This is a genomic window from Capnocytophaga sp. oral taxon 335 str. F0486 (assembly GCF_000277665.1).
GTDB classification, from domain to species: Bacteria; Bacteroidota; Bacteroidia; order Flavobacteriales; family Flavobacteriaceae; genus Capnocytophaga; species Capnocytophaga ochracea.
This window is the reverse complement of the sequence record NZ_AKFR01000013.1, coordinates 1-21,040: the sequence shown is the minus strand read 5'-3', so window position 1 is coordinate 21,040 and position 21,040 is coordinate 1. Positions and strand designations below refer to the sequence as shown.

The 21,040-nt window shown below is 39.3% G+C and carries 20 protein-coding genes; 15 read left to right on the top strand and 5 right to left on the bottom strand.

Annotated elements, in window-relative coordinates:
* Nucleotides 1-17 precede the first annotated feature (17 nt).
* The 10 genes from gpmA (at nucleotide 18) to HMPREF1320_RS02270 (ending at nucleotide 9,924) form a co-directional block, all read left to right on the top strand.
* On the top strand, nucleotides 18-764 hold the full coding sequence (gene gpmA, locus HMPREF1320_RS02315) for a 2,3-diphosphoglycerate-dependent phosphoglycerate mutase (RefSeq protein WP_002672496.1): 747 nt from the start codon (nucleotides 18-20) through the stop codon (nucleotides 762-764).
* A 149-nt stretch (nucleotides 765-913) separates the two neighbouring features.
* On the top strand, nucleotides 914-2,035 hold the full coding sequence (locus tag HMPREF1320_RS02310; RefSeq protein ID WP_009411845.1) for an N-acetylmuramoyl-L-alanine amidase: 1,122 nt from the start codon (nucleotides 914-916) through the stop codon (nucleotides 2,033-2,035).
* A 20-nt stretch (nucleotides 2,036-2,055) separates the two neighbouring features.
* Complete coding sequence (locus HMPREF1320_RS02305) at nucleotides 2,056-3,006, top strand: MlaD family protein (RefSeq protein WP_009417351.1); 951 nt, start codon at nucleotides 2,056-2,058, stop codon at nucleotides 3,004-3,006.
* 9 nt (nucleotides 3,007-3,015) lie between these two features.
* Nucleotides 3,016-4,326, top strand: a complete 1,311-nt coding sequence (locus tag HMPREF1320_RS02300; RefSeq protein WP_009417324.1) for a (Fe-S)-binding protein — start codon at nucleotides 3,016-3,018, stop codon at nucleotides 4,324-4,326.
* 23 nt (nucleotides 4,327-4,349) lie between these two features.
* Nucleotides 4,350-6,215, top strand: coding sequence for an ABC-F family ATP-binding cassette domain-containing protein (locus tag HMPREF1320_RS02295; RefSeq protein ID WP_009417343.1), 1,866 nt, complete (start codon nucleotides 4,350-4,352; stop codon nucleotides 6,213-6,215).
* 121 nt (nucleotides 6,216-6,336) lie between these two features.
* Nucleotides 6,337-7,587, top strand: a complete 1,251-nt coding sequence (locus HMPREF1320_RS02290) for a peptidase U32 family protein (protein ID WP_015783082.1) — start codon at nucleotides 6,337-6,339, stop codon at nucleotides 7,585-7,587.
* Between the two features lie 23 nt (nucleotides 7,588-7,610).
* Nucleotides 7,611-7,841, top strand: a complete 231-nt coding sequence (locus HMPREF1320_RS02285) for a ferredoxin (protein ID WP_002672503.1) — start codon at nucleotides 7,611-7,613, stop codon at nucleotides 7,839-7,841.
* A 39-nt stretch (nucleotides 7,842-7,880) separates the two neighbouring features.
* Nucleotides 7,881-8,495, top strand: coding sequence for a porin family protein (locus tag HMPREF1320_RS02280; RefSeq protein WP_002672504.1), 615 nt, complete (start codon nucleotides 7,881-7,883; stop codon nucleotides 8,493-8,495).
* 20 nt (nucleotides 8,496-8,515) lie between these two features.
* Nucleotides 8,516-8,992, top strand: a complete 477-nt coding sequence (locus HMPREF1320_RS02275) for a hypothetical protein (protein ID WP_034553908.1) — start codon at nucleotides 8,516-8,518, stop codon at nucleotides 8,990-8,992.
* Nucleotides 8,992-9,924: a hypothetical protein gene (locus HMPREF1320_RS02270; protein ID WP_009417347.1), complete on the top strand. Its 933-nt coding sequence runs from the start codon at nucleotides 8,992-8,994 to the stop codon at nucleotides 9,922-9,924. Before HMPREF1320_RS02275 ends, HMPREF1320_RS02270 begins: the two co-directional genes overlap by 1 nt.
* Here the strand turns inward: HMPREF1320_RS02270 and upp are convergent.
* Complete coding sequence (upp, locus tag HMPREF1320_RS02265) at nucleotides 9,898-10,551, bottom strand: uracil phosphoribosyltransferase (RefSeq protein ID WP_002672507.1); 654 nt, start codon at nucleotides 10,549-10,551, stop codon at nucleotides 9,898-9,900. The two genes, HMPREF1320_RS02270 and upp, sit on opposite strands and share 27 nt — an antisense overlap.
* Nucleotides 10,552-10,690: 139 nt before the next feature.
* Between upp and HMPREF1320_RS02260 the strand changes: the two genes are divergently transcribed.
* The gene (locus HMPREF1320_RS02260; protein WP_009417332.1) at nucleotides 10,691-11,275 is read left to right on the top strand and encodes a porin family protein; all 585 of its coding nucleotides are present in this window, start codon (nucleotides 10,691-10,693) and stop codon (nucleotides 11,273-11,275) included.
* Nucleotides 11,276-11,864: 589 nt separating this feature from the next.
* Here HMPREF1320_RS02260 and HMPREF1320_RS02250 read toward each other — a convergent pair.
* Nucleotides 11,865-13,187, bottom strand: coding sequence for an exo-beta-N-acetylmuramidase NamZ domain-containing protein (locus HMPREF1320_RS02250; protein WP_034553913.1), 1,323 nt, complete (start codon nucleotides 13,185-13,187; stop codon nucleotides 11,865-11,867).
* Between HMPREF1320_RS02250 and HMPREF1320_RS02245 the strand changes: the two genes are divergently transcribed.
* The 3 genes from HMPREF1320_RS02245 to ybeY all read left to right on the top strand — a co-directional run bounded on the left by HMPREF1320_RS02245 (nucleotide 13,171) and on the right by ybeY (nucleotide 15,064).
* Complete coding sequence (locus HMPREF1320_RS02245; RefSeq protein ID WP_009411855.1) at nucleotides 13,171-14,328, top strand: ABC transporter permease; 1,158 nt, start codon at nucleotides 13,171-13,173, stop codon at nucleotides 14,326-14,328. The two genes, HMPREF1320_RS02250 and HMPREF1320_RS02245, sit on opposite strands and share 17 nt — an antisense overlap.
* Nucleotides 14,329-14,429: 101 nt before the next feature.
* Entirely contained in the window at nucleotides 14,430-14,639 is a 210-nt protein-coding gene (locus tag HMPREF1320_RS02240; RefSeq protein WP_002672528.1) for a DUF2892 domain-containing protein, read from the top strand.
* A gap of 5 nt (nucleotides 14,640-14,644) precedes the next feature.
* On the top strand, nucleotides 14,645-15,064 hold the full coding sequence (gene ybeY / locus HMPREF1320_RS02235) for an rRNA maturation RNase YbeY (RefSeq protein ID WP_009417357.1): 420 nt from the start codon (nucleotides 14,645-14,647) through the stop codon (nucleotides 15,062-15,064).
* On the opposite strand, the gene HMPREF1320_RS02230 is transcribed toward ybeY, so the two are convergent.
* The 3 genes from HMPREF1320_RS02230 to rfbA form a co-directional block, all read right to left on the bottom strand.
* Nucleotides 15,051-16,469, bottom strand: a complete 1,419-nt coding sequence (locus HMPREF1320_RS02230; RefSeq protein ID WP_009417341.1) for a lipopolysaccharide biosynthesis protein — start codon at nucleotides 16,467-16,469, stop codon at nucleotides 15,051-15,053. The two genes, ybeY and HMPREF1320_RS02230, sit on opposite strands and share 14 nt — an antisense overlap.
* Nucleotides 16,470-16,481: 12 nt before the next feature.
* The gene (gene radA / locus HMPREF1320_RS02225) at nucleotides 16,482-17,846 is read right to left on the bottom strand and encodes a DNA repair protein RadA (RefSeq protein ID WP_009417316.1); all 1,365 of its coding nucleotides are present in this window, start codon (nucleotides 17,844-17,846) and stop codon (nucleotides 16,482-16,484) included.
* Between the two features lie 96 nt (nucleotides 17,847-17,942).
* Nucleotides 17,943-18,824 carry a glucose-1-phosphate thymidylyltransferase RfbA gene (rfbA, locus tag HMPREF1320_RS02220; protein ID WP_009417328.1) on the bottom strand — a complete coding sequence of 294 codons (882 nt, stop codon included), beginning with the start codon at nucleotides 18,822-18,824 and terminating at the stop codon, nucleotides 17,943-17,945.
* 1,019 nt (nucleotides 18,825-19,843) lie between these two features.
* Here rfbA and HMPREF1320_RS02210 point away from each other — a divergent pair.
* Entirely contained in the window at nucleotides 19,844-20,896 is a 1,053-nt protein-coding gene (locus tag HMPREF1320_RS02210) for a glycoside hydrolase family 6 protein (protein WP_009417331.1), read from the top strand.
* The last annotated feature ends 144 nt before the right edge of the window (nucleotides 20,897-21,040 follow it).

Genomic DNA, 21,040 nt, shown 5'->3' with positions numbered 1-21,040 from the left:
AAATTAATTAAATATATATGTATAAAGTAGTACTTTTACGCCACGGGCAAAGTGAATGGAACAAGCTCAACTTATTCACAGGGTGGCAAGATGTAGATTTAACAGAGCAAGGCGTACAAGAAGCACGTGAAGCAGGACGCGTAATGAAAGAAGAAGGCTTCAAATTTGATGTTGCCTATACTTCAGTGCTCAAAAGAGCTATCAAAACCTTGAACAATGCTTTGGAGGCGATGGGCGACCTTTGGGTGCCTACACACAAAAGCTGGAGACTCAATGAAAAGAGTTACGGAGCGCTACAAGGTTTGAACAAAGCTGAAACTGCTGCTAAATACGGTGAAGACCAAGTACTTTTGTGGAGACGCTCTTACGATGTTCGCCCTCCACTTATTGAAGAATCAGACGAACGTCACCCTTCACACGACCGTCGTTACGCTTCACTTACCAAAGAAGAAAAAACAGCAGGCGAAAGTTTGAAAGATTGTTATGACCGTATGTTGCCTATATGGTTTAACGAAATTGCGCCAGACATTAAAGCAGGCAAGAGTGTGATTATCGCAGCACACGGTAACAGCTTGCGTTCTTTGGTACAATATCTCGACGGGCTTTCAAAAGAAGAAATCTTAAAGCTCAATATCCCAACGGGAGTACCTTTGGTATATGAACTCGATGCTAATTTAAAACCTATCAAACATTATTATTTAGGCGACCAAGAAGCTATTGCAGCCGCTATCAACAGCGTGGCAAATCAAGGTAAATCAAAATAAAATTTGCTTGATATATTGATAGAAGAAGGAGGTTATTTATTGCAGATAACCTCCTTTATTCCTTTAAAAATGAAACTTTAACGTCACGCTTTTTGTATATTCGAGTAAAATAATTACCTTTGCACCAATTTTAAGCAGAACATATATTAATGAAATTTATATACATTCTTCTTTTTTCACTATGCAGTAGTACTTTTAGTCTGTTTTATGGACAGAAGAACCCTGTGTTTAAAGTAGTTTTAGATGCGGGTCACGGAGGTAAAGACCCCGGTAAAGTAGTACAGAAAAACATCTTTGAGAAAGATGTGGTGCTGAAAATAGTATTATTAGTAGGCAAAAAGTTAGAGGCTTACCCTGATATAAAGGTGATTTACACTCGCAAAACCGATGTGCTAATTGACCTTTATGAGCGTGGAGCTATTGCCAACAGGAACAAAGCCGATGTATTCGTTTCAGTACACTGCAACGCTCACGAAACACAAGTAGACGGTGCGGAAACATATGTATTAGGGCTACACGCCAACCAGCAGAACTTTGAGGTTGCCAAAGCCGAAAACTCAGTAATCTACTTGGAAGATGATTACAAAAAGAAATACGCTAAGTACAATATTAACTCACCTGAATCGGTAATAGGGCTATCTATTATGCAAGAAGAGTTCTTGGAGCAGAGCATTCAGCTAGCTAAGTTAGTGCAAAACCAACTCACAGGAGTGATGAAACGCACTAACAGAGGCGTACGCCAAGCGGGATTCATCGTCTTGCACCAAACCTATATGCCCAGTATTCTTATAGAAACAGCATTCCTTACTAACAACGAGGAACGCAAATTCCTCACCTCGGCTAAGGGGCAAGAAGAGTTTGCAGAGAACATTGCCGAGGCGATACTCGCTTACAAGAAATGGATAGAAGACAAAAGTTCTTATACTACCCCTGACGACAGTATTTCACAAGTAAGAGAAAAAAGTAATACCCCGAGACAAAGTACAAGTAATAGCACTATTAACAACAGCGATTTGAGCTATAAAGTACAGATATCATCAAGCCCTAAAAATTTAGAAACAAAGGCTTTTAATTTCAAAGGACTCTCGCCTATATCGGTTGAAAAAGACGGGCGTGTATATGTGTATTACTATGGTGATACTTCGAAGCACAGAGAAGCCCTTGAGCTACTGAACAAAGCAAAAAAAAAAGGGTATAAAGATGCTTATATCGTAGCTTTTTACCAAAAGAAACGCATTACAGTAGAAAGAGCTAAACAAATAGAAAAGTAAACTTATTCAAATAGAAACTGATGAAACTATCCAGAGAAATAAAAACAGCTATTATAGTTGTGGCGGGTATTGCCGCTTTTTATATAGGCTTTAACTTCTTGAAGTCTAAATCATTATTTAATAAAACGAATACTTATTACGCTTATTTTCCTCATTCAGGAGGGTTAAAAACAGGTACACAAATCACTGTAAATGGGGTGAAAGTAGGGAGTGTGGAAGCAGTGGACTTAGAAGAGAAAAGTGCCAAGATAAAAATCACGATGGAGTGTTCAGACGATTTTAAGTTCTCTAAGAATAGTGTAGCGGAGCTTTACAACAGTTTGCTTGGAGGTGCAGGACTGCAAATTATTCCCGCCTTCGATAATGCTCCTATAGCCGTATCGGGAGATGTATTAGAAGCACGTGTACAAGAAGATATGCTCGCCTCTATCTCTTCGTCAATCAAACCTACACAAGACAAACTCAATCGTCTTTTAGGACAAGCCGATACCACTCTTACAGGAGTGAACAGTGTTTTAGATGCTAAAACTACTAACAATTTAAAAATTGCCATTGCCGAACTGAGCGCGACAATGCACAACCTAAATCAGGCATCAGTAAACCTCAATAAGATATTGGTAACTAATCAAGCCAATTTGAATGCTACTTTAAGCAATGCTAATAAAATCACTACTGATCTATCAAAAGTATCAGGACAGCTTTCGGAAGCTGAACTCAATAAAGTAATTGCCAATGCACAAACAACTCTTAACAACCTCAATACTCTTTTGGCTGAAGTAGAAGGAGGCAAGGGTACTATTGGAAAATTACTAAAAGACGAAACGCTCTATAAAGATTTAGACAAATCGGCTAAACAGCTCGAATTGCTCTTGCAAGACCTTCGTTTAAATCCTAAGCGTTATCTTCATTTCTCCGTTTTTGGTAAGAAAGCTAAAACATACGAGCCTCAAGACGAAGAAAAAGGAGAATAAACTGTATTGATGAGCTTCTTTCCTAACATAGTATTTACAATACTTCTCTGTATAGGAGGAGGCTTTTTTATTTATAATCTACGGAAACTCATTAGGAATATCCGTTTAGGCAAGCCGGAAGACACTTCTGGCAACCGCAAAGAGCGACTCAGAAATATGTTGTGGCTCGCTTTAGGGCAACGAAAAATGTTGGTACGCCCCATAGTGGGTGTGTTACACATTATTGTATATGCAGGTTTCCTGATTATCAACATCGAACTTTTAGAGATTATTACTGACGGTATCATAGGAACCCACCGCATATTTGCCTCCTTAGGGGCGTTCTACAACTTCTTGATAGCTTCTTTTGAGGTATTGGCTCTCTTAGTGATTGTAGCAGTAACTGTATTTTGGATAAGGAGAAACGTTCTAAAACTACCACGCTTTCGCAAGGCAGAAATCAGAGGGTGGGCAAAAAAAGATGCAAGCAATATCCTTTATGCCGAAATGGTAATGATGAGTCTTTTCCTACTGATGAACGCTGCCGATGCTCAGCTACAAGCATTACACGTACCCCACTATGTGCAAGCAGGTTCTTTTCCTGTGAGCGAATGGTTACGCCCCTTGTTAGGAAACGCTTCGGTAAGCACTCTTATAGTTGTAGAACGCAGTTGTTGGTGGTTACACATTACTGGGGTTTTATGCTTTTTAAACTACTTGTATTACTCCAAACATCTACACATACTGTTAGCTTTCCCTAATACGTACTACGCACCTATTCGTCCGTTAGGAGCTTCTAAGGTAAACCCAGCGGTAACACAAGAGGTGAAACTAATGTTAGACCCCAATGCCGACCCTTTTGCAACACCACAAGACACAGCCCCTCCTGATAAGTTTGGAGCTTCGGACGTGACCGACCTCACTTGGTTACAGCTGATGAACGCCTATACTTGTACCGAGTGCGGGCGTTGTACCGATGAATGTCCGGCGAATCTCACTGGTAAAAAGCTTTCTCCTCGCGCGATTATGATGAAAACACGTGACCGCTTAGAAGAGGTAGGACGCAATATCGACAAACACGGTACTTTTGAGCCTGACGGTAAGCAACTTTTAGGCGACTACATTACTCCTGAAGAACTATGGGCTTGTACCACTTGCAATGCTTGTGTGGAGGTCTGCCCTGTGAATATCAGTCCGTTATCTATTATTATGGATATGAGGCAGTATTTGGTAATGGAAGAATCGGCAGCCCCTACCGAACTCAATGTGATGATGACTAATATAGAGAACAACGGAGCCCCTTGGGCGTATAGCCAAGCAGATAGAGACATCACAAATTAATTTTAATTTATTATCTAAATTAAATGAACTTACTATCCGTAGAAAATATATCAAAAGCCTTTGGCGAACGCATAATCCTTGAAAACATCTCTTTTGGTATCAATAAAGACCAAAAAATAGCCTTTATCGCTAAAAATGGTACAGGAAAGACTACTTTACTCAATATTATTGCAGGCAAAGACCAACCCGATAGCGGACAAGTAGTATTCCGCAAGGGCATACATATAGGTTTTCTCTCACAAAATCCCTCTTTTAACGAAGAACTAACGGTAGAAGAGACTATTTTTGCAACCGACAATTCTATTTTACGATTGATTCAGGAGTACGAACACACTTTACAGCACCCTGAAAACGAAATGGCTTATCAAAAGGCTTTTGAACAGATGGAACGCCATAATGCCTGGGATTTTGAAACACAATACAAACAAATACTCTTCCGTCTAAAATTAGACAACCTCCAACTGAAAGTAAAAAACCTTTCGGGAGGACAGAAAAAGCGTCTCGCCTTAGCCAATGTACTTATTAGCAAACCTGACTTGCTGATATTGGACGAACCTACGAACCACCTCGACTTAGAAATGATTGAATGGTTAGAACAGTACTTTGCCAAAGAAAACCTCACACTCTTCATCGTTACGCACGACCGTTATTTTTTGGAACGCGTATGCAATGAAATCCTCGAATTGGACAATGGCGAACTATTCAGCTACAAAGGGAACTACTCCTATTTCTTAGAGAAAAAAGAACAGCGATTAGCACAAGAACAAGCATCGGTAGAGAAGGCTAAAAACCTTTATATAAAGGAACTCGACTGGATGCGTAGGCAACCTAAGGCACGAACTACTAAGTCTAAATCGCGTATAGACGATTTTTATAAGATAAAGGAGGCTGCCCACAAGCGTCGGAAGGAGCACTCGGTACAGCTCGAAATCAATATGGAGCGATTGGGAAGCAAGACGGTGGAGTTTCACAATGTGAGCAAGAGCTTCGGAGACTTGTGTGTGCTCAATAAGTTCAATTATAATTTCTTGCGGGGCGAACGAGTGGGAATTATAGGTAAGAACGGCACGGGCAAATCCACCTTTCTCAACTTGCTCACCTCGTCTATCGCTCCTGATAGTGGTAAAATAGTAGTGGGAGACACTATTAAGTTCGGGTACTATACCCAAGATGGTATTGAGGTACAACAAGGGCAAAAGATAATAGAAGTGATACAAAAGTATGGCGATTACATTCCACTACTTAAAGGGCGTACTCTCTCAGCAGGACAGCTATTAGAGCGCTTTCTCTTCGACCGTAAAAAGCAATACGACTATGTAGAGAAACTCAGCGGAGGGGAACTCAAACGCTTATACCTATGTACTGTACTCATTCAAAACCCCAATTTTCTGATTTTAGACGAGCCTACGAACGACCTCGATATTGTTACTCTGAACGTCTTAGAAGACTTTTTGTTAGACTATCCAGGATGCTTGGTGGTAGTATCGCACGACCGCTATTTTATGGATAAAATAGTAGACCACCTTTTTGTTTTCAAAGGCAATGGCGAAGTAGAGGATTTCCCTGGTAACTACACCGATTACCGCGTGTACGAAGAGAGCGTTCCTCCGACAGACGATACTCCCAAGAAAGAAGCCACCAAAAACACTTGGCGCAAGGACGGAATGAAAGGTTTATCGTTCAACGAGCAGAAGGAATACAACCGATTGGAAAAAGAAATAGCGCAGTTAGAAGAGAAAAAAACTGCTATAGAAGCTACTTTTGCCGAAGGAAGTCTTAGCAGTAATGAAATACAAGAACAATCAGTAGCCTTGCAAGAGACACTTATTGCGATAGAGGAAAAGACCGAACGCTGGTTTGAACTAACGGAGAAGCTGGAAGAACATTAATATTTTACTTCACTGACAAGTTAGCATATTAAGCATATTTTCGCTTTTTACTTAATTTTATACATTACAATTTTCAAATTCTACTTTATTTTCGTATCTTTGCCCCCTCACTCACTATATAATGACTCATTCAGGAAAAATTGAACTAATGGCACCAGCTGGTAATTTTGAGTCGCTACAAGCGGCAATAGACAATGGTGCCGACTCAGTGTACTTTGGGGTAGACCAGCTGAATATGCGTGCAAGAGCAAGTATCAACTTTACGATTGACGACCTTGATGAAATAGCGCGTCGTTGTGCTCCTAAGGGCATTCGCACTTATCTCACCCTTAATACTATTATTTACGACCACGACCTATCTATCATCAAAACACTATTAGACGCTGCCAAAAAAGCAGGTCTTACAGCTGTGATAGCTATGGATCAGGCAGTCATAGCTTATGCTCGACAAATAGGAATGGAGGTGCATATCTCTACTCAAATCAATATCACTAATATTGAAACCGTGCGCTTCTACGCGATGTTTGCTGATACAATGGTAATGAGCCGTGAACTGAGCTTACGACAAATCAAGAAGATATGTGAGCAGATAGAAAAAGAGCAAATCAAAGGACCTTCGGGCAATTTGGTAGAAATAGAAATATTTGGACACGGGGCGCTTTGTATGGCGGTGTCAGGCAAGTGCTACCTGAGTTTGCACTCACACAATTCATCAGCCAATCGCGGAGCTTGCAAGCAAAACTGTCGCAAGAAATACACTGTAATCGACCAAGAAAGCGGTTTTGAAATAGAATTAGACAACGAGTATATGATGTCGCCTAAAGACCTCTGCACGATTGACTTTCTCGACCAAGTAATCGACACAGGGGCAAAGGTATTAAAGATTGAAGGACGTGGGCGCGCTCCTGAGTATGTGGCTACCGTTATTCGCACCTACCGAGAAGCAATAGATGCTTATTACGCAGGCACATACAGTAAAGAAAAATTTGAAAGCTGGATAGAAGCCCTCAAAACGGTGTACAATCGCGGTTTCTGGAGTGGATATTATTTAGGGCAAAAGCTCGGTGAATGGAGTGAGAACCCAGGATCTAATGCTACCCAAAAGAAAGTATACATTGGGCAAGGCAAACACTATTTTCCTAAGACTGGTATTGCAGAGTTTGCTATTGAAGCCTTTGATATAAAGATAGGCGACAAGTTGCTCATCACTGGACCTTCAACAGGCGTTCAAGAAATAGAGCTCACCTCAATGATGGTAAACGATACTCCTGCTGAAAGAGCTAAGAAAGGTGATTCTTGTACTATCAAAACCAATTTTAGAATAAGGCTATCAGATAAACTATATAAAATAGTAAAAACAAATATCAATTAGCAGATTAGCAGATTTAGTTTAATATGGTAATAGTAACCTTACAGCGTGAAAAATGCATAGGCTGTAACTACTGCGTAGAGATGGCTCCTGAGCAGTTCCAGATGTCGAAAAAAGATGGCAAGAGCGTATTATTACGTTCCACTGAAAAGAAAGGCTTCTTCACTCTAAAAAGTTATGACGATAGTATTTTTGAGGATTGTGAGAAAGCACAAAAAGCCTGCCCTGTGAAGATTATCTCTACCAAAAAATTATAGTATTAACAACAAACGACTAACATCTAAAAATAATAAACAATGAGAAAAATAGTATTATTAGCCATATGTTTGTTTGCTTTTTACAATGTAAAAGCACAATACATAGGAGTGAAAGCAGGGTACAATTATGCTACCTTAAAAGGAGATGTAAGTAGTGAGGCAAGTTTTAAACCATATCACGGTTATTATGCTGGGGTTACTTTAGAGTTTCCCCTATCTAAATTGTTCTCTTTACAGATAGAAGGTATCTACAATCGTCGTGGTGCACAAATAAAATCTGATAGATATGGGAATGCTACTTTGGCTCTTGATTATCTTTCGGCTCCTGTAATGGCACGATTCAATGTAGGAAAGGGTATTAATTTGCACGTAGGCCCTCAGATAGAGTATCGCATTGACCAGCCTAATTTCTACTTCAATGGTACAGAACCCGTAACTCGTGTAAAATCAGATGCCATAGACATTATAGATGTAGCTATGACTGCAGGGATAGGTTACACTACTGATGCAGGTTGGTTTTTCGAAATACGTTGGGTACAAGGACTCACTAATATCTTTGAAGGCGATGAGGCAAGTCTCATAAGTACGGGTATTGCTAATTCTTACGACTTTAAAAATAGAACGCTCTCAATGGGAGTAGGGTATCAATTTTAAGCTAAATAATAGGTAACAAAATGTATAGACTGATATATGTAATACTTTTGATTGGATTGTTTTCTTGCGAGAAAGAACGGCAAACGCGCAACCCTAACTTAGGAGAAGTACATTTCACCTATACTATCGATATAAGTTTACCTCTCTATAACAGCTTAAAAACACCAATGAATACTGTATTTGTTCCCTACGGAGGTATTAAAGGATTTTTTGTGACTTGTTATAGTAATGGAGGATATCGTGCTTGGGAGGCTACTTGTCCTAATCATAATTTACAAGAATGTCATAGTCGCCTGTTTGGCATAAGGGCTATAGAAGATGAAAATAGCTATGAGAAGACTGGTCACGACTATACTTTTGCCAAATGTTCTTGTGGTAAAACAGTTTACAATTTAATATCAGGAGCTCCTATTGCTATTGGACAAATTGCCAAACCTTATCCTTTACTAAATTATAATGTTTCAGTAGCTGGTAATATTTTAACTATTAGTAACTAATGCTATCAGTACGTTTTGAAAATACAAAGCCCATCACATTTATCATTGTGCTATTAGCACTATTGATAGGTGATGGGCTATTTCAATTTAAAATACTACAACTTCCTCTCAGTGACGTGTCTCATCTCACTGTTTTAATGAGTACTTTTGTATTACTCTTTCTTTCTTTATTATTACTTCACCAAATAGACCGGTGGAATGAACTTACTGACACCAAAAACTGCTACTCTATAGCTTTTTTTAGTATTTTTGTAGTGCTCTTCCCTACCCTTTTTGATAAAGTGAAATTAGTAGGTGCTAACTTACTTATCATTGTAGCCTTGTGGCGTGTACTTACTCTTAAAACAGGTGAAGGCATTCCACAAAAACTATTCGATACTTCTCTACTAATCATTTGTGCAGGCTTGTTGCACCCTTGGGCTTTAATTTTTCTGCTAAATGTATGGATTTCTCTACTCTTTTACGGAGCTGAAAAACGCCGTTATTGGTTTATACCTCTTTTAGCAATCATTACTGTTAGCATCTTATTAGGGGCTATTTTATTAATACTTCAAGAGCCTTTTCCTATTGATGATTTTACAAATCTCATCACTTCAGATATAAATAATCTTCTAAACTTTTCCTCTCATTCCATTGCTACAACAATAGCAGTATGTAGCTTAGCTCTCCTTCTTTTAGTGGCATTAGCAGTATACTATTTCAGAAGTGTTTATCACAGTATCAGCTCATTAGTAGTAATACAATTCCTCTGGATAGGGCTTATAGTAGTATTCCTTTCCAAAGAAGTGATATACACCTTTGCCCCTATTGCCATTCTCTTTGCTCTTTATGTAGAGAAAATACGTGTGTGGTGGCTAAAAGAAATCGTACTATGGTCACTATTATCTATGCCTGGCATAGGGCTTCTACTCCATTTTATTACCAAAAGCTAAATCACCCGCATCACCTAAACCTGGTACTATATATCCGTGGTCGTTAAGGTGAGCATCTATGGTAGCAATCCATAAATGAGTAGTCTCAGGAAACTTATCTTCCAAGTATTCTATCCCCTGCTGTGCCCCTATAACAGCAAATAAATGTATCTCTTTAGGTGTTCCTAAAGGTTTCAGCGCATTGAATACATTAGCAAACGAACGCCCTGTAGCTAGCATTGGGTCAGCTAAGAATAAGATTTTACCTTCTAAGGACGGCGAAGCCAGATACTCCACCATTATATCGAAATCAGTCTCAGAAGTGTGTTTGCGATAAGCCGAGATAAACGCATTATCAGCATTATCAAAGTAGTTCATCAAGCCTTGATGCAATGCCAAACCAGCACGCAAAATAGAGCAAATTACTATCTCGTCTTTCGGAAGTTGTACCTTCTTTTCGCCCAAAGGTGTAGTAATTGTTTCCGTTTTATAGTGTAGAAACTTACTCATCTCGTAACACAATACCTCCCCTATTCGTTCCAAATTTTTACGGAATCGCATACGGTCTGCTTGAATATTTACATCACGCAACTGGGCGATAAATCGGTTTAATACGGAAGGCTCTTCGCCTAAATGATGTATAATCATTGGTCTGTTAGCTTTATATTTTCACGCCACAAAAGTAGTATATAATTTGCTAATTTACAAATTTGCAATTTGGTAAATTATTTTTTTTGGCACACTATTTGGAATAACTATACCGAATCATTAAACAATAATTAAGCGTATGAAAAACAAAATCACTAAATTAACAGCTTTTATTGCGATAATGCTACTCACCACCGCTACCTATGCTCAAGAGTTTCACTTAGGAGTAAAAGCAGGTGCTAACTTAGGTAAAGTAGAAGGTGTAGCCTATGACAAAAACTTTAAATTGGGCTATCAATTAGGTGGTTTCGTCGAATTCGATTTCAATGATAGCTGGGGGCTACAGGGTGAAGTACTTTTTAGTCAAACCAATACAGAGCTCCGCGATAGCTACCAATCTGTTTGGAACGACAAGTTCGAAAAGAAAAAAACACTGAACTACGTAAGTGTACCAGTACTCTTGAAATACAACCCTAGCGGATTGATTTCACTACACGCAGGACCTCAATTTAGTTTCCTTGCCAACCGCGACCAAAGTACTTGGGAAAACGGAGAAAAGCTCTTTAAAGATACTGATTTTTCATTAGTGGCAGGAGCCGAAGTAAATTTAGGTCCTCTTTTTGCTTACGGTCGCTATGTATGGGGTTACAGTGATATTAGTAACGCCCTTAAAGAAAAAGCAACCACCCAACAAATACAATTGGGCGTAGGAGTGCGTTTTTAGAAAATAGGAATATTAGTTAATTAGAAATAGGGTTTAAGTGATTTATAAATCACTTAAACCCTTTCTTATTTTTTTAACAACCCTAATTATTCTTCGTCTTAGGTTCACCTTCTCTTCGTCATTTCTTTATCTGCGCGTACGGCTCGCACCGTCTTTTGTTCATTTATATATACAAACTTTGCCAAAATTTGAAACTTTGGCAAAGTTGAAATCTACTAATAACATTCTTCTTATTTATATCTTAGTTTTAACTTACCCCCACTTTTCCTCCGCCTTTTGTTCGTTCTTTGTTCGTTCTTTGTTCGTTCTTTGTTCGTTCTTTGTTCGTTCTTTGTTCGTTCTTTGTTCGTTCTTTGTTCGTTCTTTGTTTATCTGCCCGTGCGGCTCGCACCGTCTTTTGTTCGTCTTTTGTTCGTCTTTTGTTCGTCTTTTGTTCGTCTTTTGTTCGTCTTTTGTTCGTCTTTTGTTTATCTGCCCGTACGGCTCGCACCGTCTTTTGTTTATCTGCCCGTCGTGCTACGACTGTCTATCGTCTTACGAGCTCACACTTTACCTTCAACAATTGGTATTATTGGCATTATAGTATTAATTACGGATATAGTAAATATTTCTTTCTCATCTCCTTAAACTGCTCTATATCCTTTTGCCACGATTGGCGTATTTCGTCTTCGGTCTTCCCTTCGCTTATTTGCTTCTTTAATATATCATTACCAGCAATCTTATTGAACGATGAAGTAAAGAAAGGTGTTTTCACTCCTTTGCCTTGCTCAAAAGCTTTTTTAAGCCAAGTGAGATTTAGTTTATCCAAACGAGGTGTTTTTCTCAAGTCCTCACCGTAACATAGTTCACCGTTAAACTTCGGATTCTTGTCGCCTGCATTAGGGTGTGGCGTAAAGCTAAAAGCCGTCTTATCAAAATAAGGAGAGCCATAAATCTGAAACTGCATATCGGTACCGCGTCCCATACTCACATTTGTCCCTTCAAAAAAACACAAACTTGGGTACAAGTTCACCGATACATCATTAGGTAAGTTAGGCGAAGGTTTTACCGGTAAGCTATAAGACGTTTGATGTGTATAATAGGCAAGAGGAATCACTTTAAGGTCAGCAGTAACGCCTGCTTGCAACCACTTTTCACCATTTATCATCTGAGCATATTCGCCAATAGTCATTCCGTAAACCACGGGCACAGGGTGCATTCCAATAAAACTCTTAAAGGCAGGTTGTAACACCGCTCCATCAATATAATGCGCATTAGGATTCGGACGGTCGAGTACTATTACAGGAATATGCTGTTCAGCACAAGCCTCCATCACATAATGCAAAGTAGAAATATAAGTGTAAAAGCGCACCCCTACATCTTGCAAATCAAAGAGTACAAGGTCTACACCTTTCAGTTGCTCAGCAGTAGGTTTTTTGTTTTTACCATAGAGCGATACAATAGGCAAGCCTGTTTTAGAGTCCTTGCCGTCTTTCACTACTTCACCCGCATCGGCTTCCCCTCTGAATCCGTGTTCAGGAGCAAAAACCTTGCTGATAGATACTTTCTTCTTTAATAACGTATCCACCAAATGCACATAATTCCCTTTTTCGGCTTTCACAATCCCAGTCTGATTCGTAACGATAGCTATATTTTTAGCGCGTAAATCCTTAATGTAAAGATACATTCGGTTAGCGCCCACCACCACTTCTTTCATCTGTTTTTCAGTGTTTTGCACAGAAGCATTACCTTGTGTCTGTCCATTATTTTTGCACGATATAAGTGTACATAAGAAAAAAAGTGTAACTTTGGCACTTCTAAAAGGCATTATTGTTTTGAATGTTGAATATTTCATAGCAAAAAGAGTTATTTTTTCGAAAGGGGACAAAGGTACAATTTCTTCCCCAATTATCAAAATGGCAATAGCTGCCATTGCTGTGGGTATGGTGATGATGCTCATTGCCATTGCTACGGGTATTGGCTTGCAACGCAAGATTAGGGAGAAGTTGGTAGTCTTTCACGGGCACATTCAGATTTTTGATTATAGCAGTAATGCGTCACAAGTCACTACCAGACCTATTGCTATAAAACAAGATTTTTACCCTACTTTTTCAGCAGTACCCGAAGTTACCCATATTCAGGCAGTGGCTACCAAAGGTGGTATTATCCGTACTGAAACCACTTATGAATCGATTCTCGCTAAAGGTGTGGGGAAAGACTACAATTGGTCGCTTATTCGCGATTTTATTACCGAAGGGCGTACCCCTAATGTAGCGAGTGAAGAAGTAACCGATGAGGTGTTAATGTCTACCTATTTAGCCAACAGATTGCACCTAAAACTGGGCGACCGTTGCCAAGCTATCTTTTTAAAAGACGAAGCTGCCCAAGCTCCTAACCAACGTAGTTTTAAAATCGTCGGGCTTTACAATAGTGGCTTCCAAGAGTTTGATGCGTCGTACGTCTTCACTGATATACGTCATATTCAGAAAATCAATAAATGGCAACCTGACCAAATAGGCAATTTCGAGCTTTTTATCAAAGATTTTGACCGTATAGAAGAAGTAGGCAAACAAGTGTACGGCAAGGTAGGATCCTTCCTCGATTCGCAAACTATCATTCAGAAGTTTCCTTTTATCTTCGAATGGCTTGGTATGTTCGATTTCAATATTTACCTCATCATCGGGATAATGATAGTGGTAGGTGGATTTAATATGATTACGGCTATTCTCGTGCTCATATTGGAGAAAACACCAATGATAGGTACTTTAAAGAGCTTAGGTGCCTCTGACCGCAGTATCCGCAAGATATTTTTGTATAATGCTACCTATATCATAGGCTTGGGACTCTTATGGGGGAATGTTTTAGGATTCTTATTGCTCTGGTTACAACAGCGTTACAGCCTTATCAAGTTAGACCCTGCCACCTATTACGTAACCGAAGTACCGATTGCTTTCACTCCTCTGTGGGTGTTATTGCTCAATATAGGAGTCTTACTATTGTGCTTGCTAATGCTACTCATTCCTACCTATGTGATTACCAAAATATCACCTACTAAATCTATGAAGTTTGCGTAAATAGTTTGAAATAGTGTAAAAGTAAGTGTATAATTATTTAAAATCTTTGTTTTATTCAAAATAAAGAAGTACATTTGCCACAAATTAAAAAATGTGACTATATGAAAAGAAATATTAGCACTTTGGATAAGAATATCCGTTTGCTCATTATCGTTATCACTGCAATATTGGGTTATTTTAACGAGTTTTCTATTACCATTGCTTCCGTGTTATCAGGCGTTTCTATATTGCTTTTGGTAACCATTCTCATCAATTTCTCACCCATTTACGCACTTTTAGGTATCAGTACCTATAAGCCTAAAGAAAAATAATTATTATGACTTCTTTTTTTAACGAAACTCCCTTTGTCTTTCCTTTTAAGAAAAACGAAGTAAAACGTTGGGTGAAACGCGTAGCCCAATCCGAAGGTAAAGAGGTGGGCAATATCAACTATATTTTTTGCGATGATGAGTATTTGCATAAAATCAATGTAGAGTACTTGCAACACGACACCCTTACCGATATCATCACCTTTGATTATTCTGAGGGAAAGGTACTCCATTCGGATATTTATATTTCGGTGGAACGCGTAAAAGAGAATGCTAACATCTTTAAAGTACCGTTCCAAAAAGAACTCTTGCGGGTATTGGCACACGGCTTGTTACATCTTTGCGGTTATAAGGATAAAACACCGGAAGACAGTGCGTTAATGCGCAACAAGGAAGAAGAAAAGATGAACCTTTTTACGGTTGTTTAGGAAGAGTAGATTTGAGCTTTATAGTAAAACTCGCCAAATAACCATAAATAAGCAAAAGTAAGGTGCCTATGTAGATACTATTGTCAAAAGCATAGAAATTTACAAATGAGAAAACAACACTCATTCCGAGGAAGATTTTTATCTTCCTTTTTTTATAGGGTATCGGATAGTATTTTTGTCCATAGTAATACGAAATAAACATCATCGCCCCATAAGTGATAAGAGTTGCTAAAGCCGCTCCTTTATAACTAAGCCAAGGAATAAGCGCAAAGTTGAACACTACCGTAATAGCCATTCCTACTAAAGATACGATAGCTCCAAAGCTGGTGCGGTCGGTTACTTTGTACCACACCGAAAGACTATGGTAAATACCTAAACAAAGGTTAGCTAACAAGATAATAGGCACTATCCAAAGGGCTTCCCAATAAGCTTTGTTAGGTATCAAAATAAGTTTAAACACATCAGTGAATACGGTAATAAAGAGCAAAATAAAGCCTCCACACACAATGAAGTATTCGGTGATACGAGCATAAGTTTTAGGCGCATTCTTATCCTGTGCACTGCTGAAAAAGAAAGGTTCTATGCCAAGTTTATAAGCAGTGACAAAAAGGTTCATAAATACCCCCATTTTGTAACAAGCAGAATAAATACCTATAGTTCCATCGGCAGTATCAGCGGGAAGGAGCATACGCAAGAACACTCGGTCAAAACCTTCGTTTACCGCAAAAGCAATACCTGCCAATAATACAGGGAAAGCATAAACCATCATCTCTTTCCAAAGTCGATAATCAAAACGGAAATGTATTTTGAAATAGATGGGCAGTAAGACAATGAAAGTCGCTAAACTCGCTATTACGTTGGCTAAAAAGATATAATATACACCACCGTTGGTAGCAAGGGTTTCAGCAGGTAAATAGTTCAGGTAGTAAATGTTAAGAGCTAAATTCACTGCTGTATTCCCTATTTTAACAATAGCATAAAGTTTGGCTTTGCCTTTGTTCCTGAGCCACGCAAACGGAATCACCACTAAGGCATCGAGTACTAATATATAAATGGCAAAGACAATATACTGTACATCGTAGTTGAGCCAGGAGGCAATAAAGTGTCGCAATAAGTAAGCAATCAGCAGGAAAAACAAAGAACTGACTGTAAGAGAAGTAAGCGCGGTAGATTGTACCTTCTTCTTCCGTTCGCCTTTATTCATAAAGCGGAAGAAAGCTGTTTCCATACCGTATGATAGCAGTACGTTCCCCAAGATAAGATAGACAAACAACCCTGAATAGATACCAAAATCGGCAGTATCGAGTTTATTCACGTACAGCCTTGTGAGCAATAAAGTAAGCACACGAGGGAGTACAGTAGCAATGCCGTAGATAATGGTATCTTTAAAGAGTTTTTTCAACATAAGGCGTTTTTATTATCCAAATAGTTCTTGTATTGCATCTTCTATTTTGGCAACTTTTACAATCCTAATTTTAGTATTTTTAAGGGCTATTTTGTTATATTTTGATACAAAAATAGTGTTAAAGCCTAATTTCTCAGCTTCAGTAATGCGTTGCTCTACGCGTTGTACAGGGCGTATTTCACCGCCTAATCCTACTTCGCCGGCAAAACAGACGTCCTTTTCAATCGCTATATCTTCGTTAGAAGATAGGATAGCCATCGCCACTCCTAAGTCAGTTGCAGGGTCGTCGATAGTAATGCCTCCCGTAATATTTAGGAAGACGTCCTTAGCACCTAAGCGAAATCCTGCGCGTTTCTCAAGCACTGCCAAAAGCATATTGAGGCGTTTGGCATTGAAGCCCGTAGTACTGCGTTGTGGTGTACCATATACCGCTGTACTTACGAGTGCTTGTATTTCAATCATCAGCGGACGCATACCTTCCAAAGTGGCAGCTATGGAGGTACCGCTAATCGTCTCATCGGTTTTGGAAATGAGAATCTCCGAAGGATTATTTACCTCACGCAATCCGTTGCTAAGCATCTCGTAAATACCTAGTTCGGAAGTAGAGCCAAAGCGGTTTTTCAGTGAACGCAAGATACGGTACACGTGGTTGCGATCGCCTTCAAACTGCAAAACCGTATCGACCATATGCTCTAATATCTTAGGTCCTGCTATTTGTCCGTCCTTAGTGATATGCCCAATGAGTATTACAGGAGTGTGAGTAGTTTTAGCAAACTTAATCAGTTCGGAGGTACATTCTCTAATTTGAGAAATACTCCCTGCTGATGCCTCTATATAATCGGATTGTAGGGTTTGAATAGAGTCGATAATCACGATTTCGGGTAAGAGTTCTTTTATCTGCTGAAAGATATTTTGCGTCTTAGTTTCAGTGAGAATAAAGCAATTATCGAGCTTATGCGGAATGCGGTCAGCGCGCATTTTTATCTGTTTCTCACTTTCCTCCCCCGATACGTAGAGGGTACGATAAGGCAAGTTAAGAGCTATTTGTAGCAGTAGCGTACTCTTGCCTATCCCTGGTTCTCCTCCTAAAAGAGTAACCGACCCCGGTACAATTCCCCCACCCAAGACGTTATTCAATTCGTGGTTGTTGCTGTTAAGGCGCGCCTCGTGTTGTGTATCGATTTGCGAAATAGAGATATACTTAGGAGCTTTACTCTTGATAGGTGATTCTTTCTCTTGCCAAGCAGGAGCAGTGTCTTTCTGTACGACCTCTTCCACAATGGTATTCCACTGCTTGCAGACGTAACACTGTCCTTGCCATTTGCTGTATTGTGCTCCGCAATTCTGACAGAAATATGCTGTTTTTAGTTTTGCCATTTTTTAGGAGGTTAGATGTTAGGAGGCACGAGCTACAAGCTCGCGCCAGCATAGATAGAGGTTAGGTTTTAGCGTTAAATTATTTGGAAAAGCAAATTATCTATTGTTCATCGTTAATTGCAAAAGGTATTGCCCGTATTGGTTTTTGAGCATTGGTTTTGCTAACTCTTGTAACTTTTCAACGGTAATCCAACCCTTACGATAGGCTATTTCTTCCAAACAAGAGATTTTGAGTCCTTGACGTTTCTCTAAGGTTTCTACGAAGTTTGATGCTTCGCTAAGCGAATCGTGAGTACCCGTATCAAGCCACGCAAAACCGCGCCCTAAAAGTTGTACTTTTAACTCGCCGTCGTTTAGAAACTCTTGATTCACCGTAGTAATCTCCAATTCACCTCGTGCTGAGGGTTTGATACTTTTGGCTACTTTCACTACTTTATTGGGGTAAAAATAGAGTCCTACTACCGCATAGTTAGATTTAGGCTGTGTGGGTTTTTCTTCAATGCTAAGCACATTGCCCTCGGTGTCAAATTCAGCTACCCCATAACGTTCAGGGTCTTTTACGTAATAACCAAAGACAGTAGCTTTGCGTTCTTTCTTTACATTCTCTACCGCTTGAGCGAGCATTTTCGAGAAACTCTGTCCGTAGAAAATATTATCTCCTAATACCAGGCACACATCGTCATCGCCTATAAACTCTTCGCCTATGATAAAAGCTTGAGCCAAGCCATCGGGACTGGGTTGCTCGGCATAGCTAAGGCGAATACCGAAGTCGGAACCGTCACCTAAGAGGCGTTCAAAACCTGGTAAGTCCTGAGGAGTAGAAATTACCAATATCTCGCGAATACCCGAAAGCATCAGCACTGATAATGGATAGTAAATCATTGGTTTATCGTAAATAGGGAGCAATTGTTTAGAAACTCCCTTAGTAATGGGGTAAAGGCGCGTACCTGAACCGCCTGCTAATATAATTCCTTTCATCGGTTGTTAGTTTTTTCAGACGTTAGTAATTACTATAACTTTCATATTATATTGAGCTTTGCCCAAAGTTGTTATACGACAAGCTATCAAAAAACTTTGGCAAAGGTACAGTATTTATTTGAAATTAGCAAATGTGCTATTAATACCACAATGCCAATTGTTGAAGGTAAAAGATAAAAGATAAAAGGTAAAAGGTAAAGTGTGAGCTCGTAGCGCAACAGACAGATAAAATTAGTAAATTAGTAAATGAGTCAATTAGCAAATGGGGACGGGAGAATAAAATAATGTAGATGAAAGGCTTATTTAATGGTTAATGATTAATGGTTAATGGTTAATTTGGGAGAAGCTTATAGGAAAGACGAACAAAAGACGAACAAAAGACGGTGCGAGCCGCACGGGCAGATAATGAAAAGACGAAGAAAATATCCTCTCCCCAACTCTCTCCCAAGGAGAGGGAGTGTAGTAACCAAAAAGTGAGACGAACAAAAGACGAACAAAAGACGAACAAAGAACGAAGGAAAGACGAACAAAAGACGAACAAAGAACGAACAAAAGACGAACAAAGAACGAAGGAAAGACGAACAATGAACGAACAAAGAACGAACAAAAGACGAACAAAAGACGAACAATGAACGAACAATGAACGAACAAATGACGAACAAATGACGAACAAAAGACGAACAAATGATGGTGCGAGCCGCACGGGCAGATAAAGAAATGACGAAGGAAAAGTGGGGGTAAGTTAAAGCTAAGATAGAAATAAAAAGAAGGTTATTAGTAGATTTCAACTTTGGCAAATTTTGAAACTTTGGCAAAGTTCGTACATATAAACGGATAAATGACGGTGCGAGCCATACGGCAGATAGACAATGAACAAAGGAAAAGTAGAGACAAGGTGGTGAAAAAGCGAAGAGCAAACGGAGGAAAATGACTGGAAAAATTAATTAGAAAATAATTTTGGGTAAATGAAAATAAATTCCTATCTTTGCCAAATTAAGACATAAATAAGATTAAAGATTATGAAGAAATTACTAGCCTTAATAGCTTTTTTATGGGTAATGACTGCCTGTGAAAAATCAGGGGAAGATACGCCCCAAAATACGCAAACTCAAATACCTTATGATTGGGATTTTTATTTGAAACCTTCTCGGTTATATGCAGTAAAAAATGAAAAAAATGCCGAGTTGAAAAAACTGTATTACCAAGTATATGGTACGCCCTGCGGAGATTGGTATGATGGAATTAACCCAAACAGTAAGGATAGCGACCTCTATCTAAAGAATTTTGTTGAAGGAGCTGAACACGCTCGCAAAACGCCTATTGTGGTGATTTACGGTATCCCCAATCGCGATTGTGGGTCGTTCTCAGGAGGCGGACACCCTAATGCTGCTTCTTACAGAGCGTGGATAGATCGTGTAAGTGCCATTATTGGACAACGCCGTGCAGTAGTAATTATAGAACCAGATGCCATTAACTACTGCGGACATAAAAAGGGCTCGGCTGAATACAAAGAACGCGCTGATTTGCTTACTTATTGTGCAAGAAAGCTAAAAGAGAATAACCCTAATGTAGCGAGCTATATTCACGCTGGGAATTCTGATTTGGTCACAAAACACCCTGAAGCTGTTGCCAATGCCATTATAGATGGAGGCTTACAATATATGCGTGGTTTCGCACTGAATGTTTCGGGCTTAGGAGGCACTGCTGAAGAACAAGCAGGAGCCGAGAAATTTGTAACTTACTTAGCTTCTAAAGGTTTTGACAAAGTGCGTTACGTGATTGACACAGGGCGCAGTGGTATCAATAGACCTAAACACCAAAATGCAAATGCTCCTTATAACTCTTGTAATAACTTTAATGCAGCTTTAGGCCCGCGTAGCACTACCAAAACCACAGGTGCACACGCCGATGCTTATTTGTGGATTAACGGAGGAGGTGGCTCTGACGGTGAATGTAATATGGGAGCCCCAAAAGCGGGAAAGCCTTATCCTGAATATACGAGACACTTGGTGCAAAACGCTATGAGAGTAAAAAGTATAGAGATCTTGGAAGTACCTCAAAACTTAAAATAGTCGTAGCACGACAAGCAATTATAAAATAACCTTTATCATTGCAAAAATAAGAATAATACAGATAAATAAGATTAAAGATTATGAATAAATTACTATCCTTAGTAGCTTTTTTATGGGTAATGACCGCCTGTGAAAAATCAGGGG

Excerpts from the sequence above, each read along its gene's own strand:
- HMPREF1320_RS02290 (WP_015783082.1), top strand. The coding sequence starts at position 6,337 with ATGACTCATTCAGGAAAAATTGAACTAATGGCACCAGCTGGTAATTTT.
- HMPREF1320_RS02250 (WP_034553913.1), bottom strand. The coding sequence starts at position 13,187 with ATGGCAGCTATTGCCATTTTGATAATTGGGGAAGAAATTGTACCTTTG.
- gpmA (WP_002672496.1), top strand. The coding sequence starts at position 18 with ATGTATAAAGTAGTACTTTTACGCCACGGGCAAAGTGAATGGAACAAG.
- HMPREF1320_RS02240 (WP_002672528.1), top strand. The coding sequence starts at position 14,430 with ATGAAAAGAAATATTAGCACTTTGGATAAGAATATCCGTTTGCTCATT.
- ybeY (WP_009417357.1), top strand. The coding sequence starts at position 14,645 with ATGACTTCTTTTTTTAACGAAACTCCCTTTGTCTTTCCTTTTAAGAAA.
- HMPREF1320_RS02260 (WP_009417332.1), top strand. The coding sequence starts at position 10,691 with ATGAAAAACAAAATCACTAAATTAACAGCTTTTATTGCGATAATGCTA.
- HMPREF1320_RS02285 (WP_002672503.1), top strand. The coding sequence starts at position 7,611 with ATGGTAATAGTAACCTTACAGCGTGAAAAATGCATAGGCTGTAACTAC.
- HMPREF1320_RS02245 (WP_009411855.1), top strand. The coding sequence starts at position 13,171 with ATGGCAATAGCTGCCATTGCTGTGGGTATGGTGATGATGCTCATTGCC.
- HMPREF1320_RS02275 (WP_034553908.1), top strand. The coding sequence starts at position 8,516 with ATGTATAGACTGATATATGTAATACTTTTGATTGGATTGTTTTCTTGC.
- radA (WP_009417316.1), bottom strand. The coding sequence starts at position 17,846 with ATGGCAAAACTAAAAACAGCATATTTCTGTCAGAATTGCGGAGCACAA.
- HMPREF1320_RS02310 (WP_009411845.1), top strand. The coding sequence starts at position 914 with ATGAAATTTATATACATTCTTCTTTTTTCACTATGCAGTAGTACTTTT.
- HMPREF1320_RS02270 (WP_009417347.1), top strand. The coding sequence starts at position 8,992 with ATGCTATCAGTACGTTTTGAAAATACAAAGCCCATCACATTTATCATT.
- HMPREF1320_RS02305 (WP_009417351.1), top strand. The coding sequence starts at position 2,056 with ATGAAACTATCCAGAGAAATAAAAACAGCTATTATAGTTGTGGCGGGT.
- HMPREF1320_RS02300 (WP_009417324.1), top strand. The coding sequence starts at position 3,016 with ATGAGCTTCTTTCCTAACATAGTATTTACAATACTTCTCTGTATAGGA.
- HMPREF1320_RS02230 (WP_009417341.1), bottom strand. The coding sequence starts at position 16,469 with ATGTTGAAAAAACTCTTTAAAGATACCATTATCTACGGCATTGCTACT.
- HMPREF1320_RS02280 (WP_002672504.1), top strand. The coding sequence starts at position 7,881 with ATGAGAAAAATAGTATTATTAGCCATATGTTTGTTTGCTTTTTACAAT.
- rfbA (WP_009417328.1), bottom strand. The coding sequence starts at position 18,824 with ATGAAAGGAATTATATTAGCAGGCGGTTCAGGTACGCGCCTTTACCCC.
- upp (WP_002672507.1), bottom strand. The coding sequence starts at position 10,551 with ATGATTATACATCATTTAGGCGAAGAGCCTTCCGTATTAAACCGATTT.
- HMPREF1320_RS02295 (WP_009417343.1), top strand. The coding sequence starts at position 4,350 with ATGAACTTACTATCCGTAGAAAATATATCAAAAGCCTTTGGCGAACGC.
- HMPREF1320_RS02210 (WP_009417331.1), top strand. The coding sequence starts at position 19,844 with ATGAAGAAATTACTAGCCTTAATAGCTTTTTTATGGGTAATGACTGCC.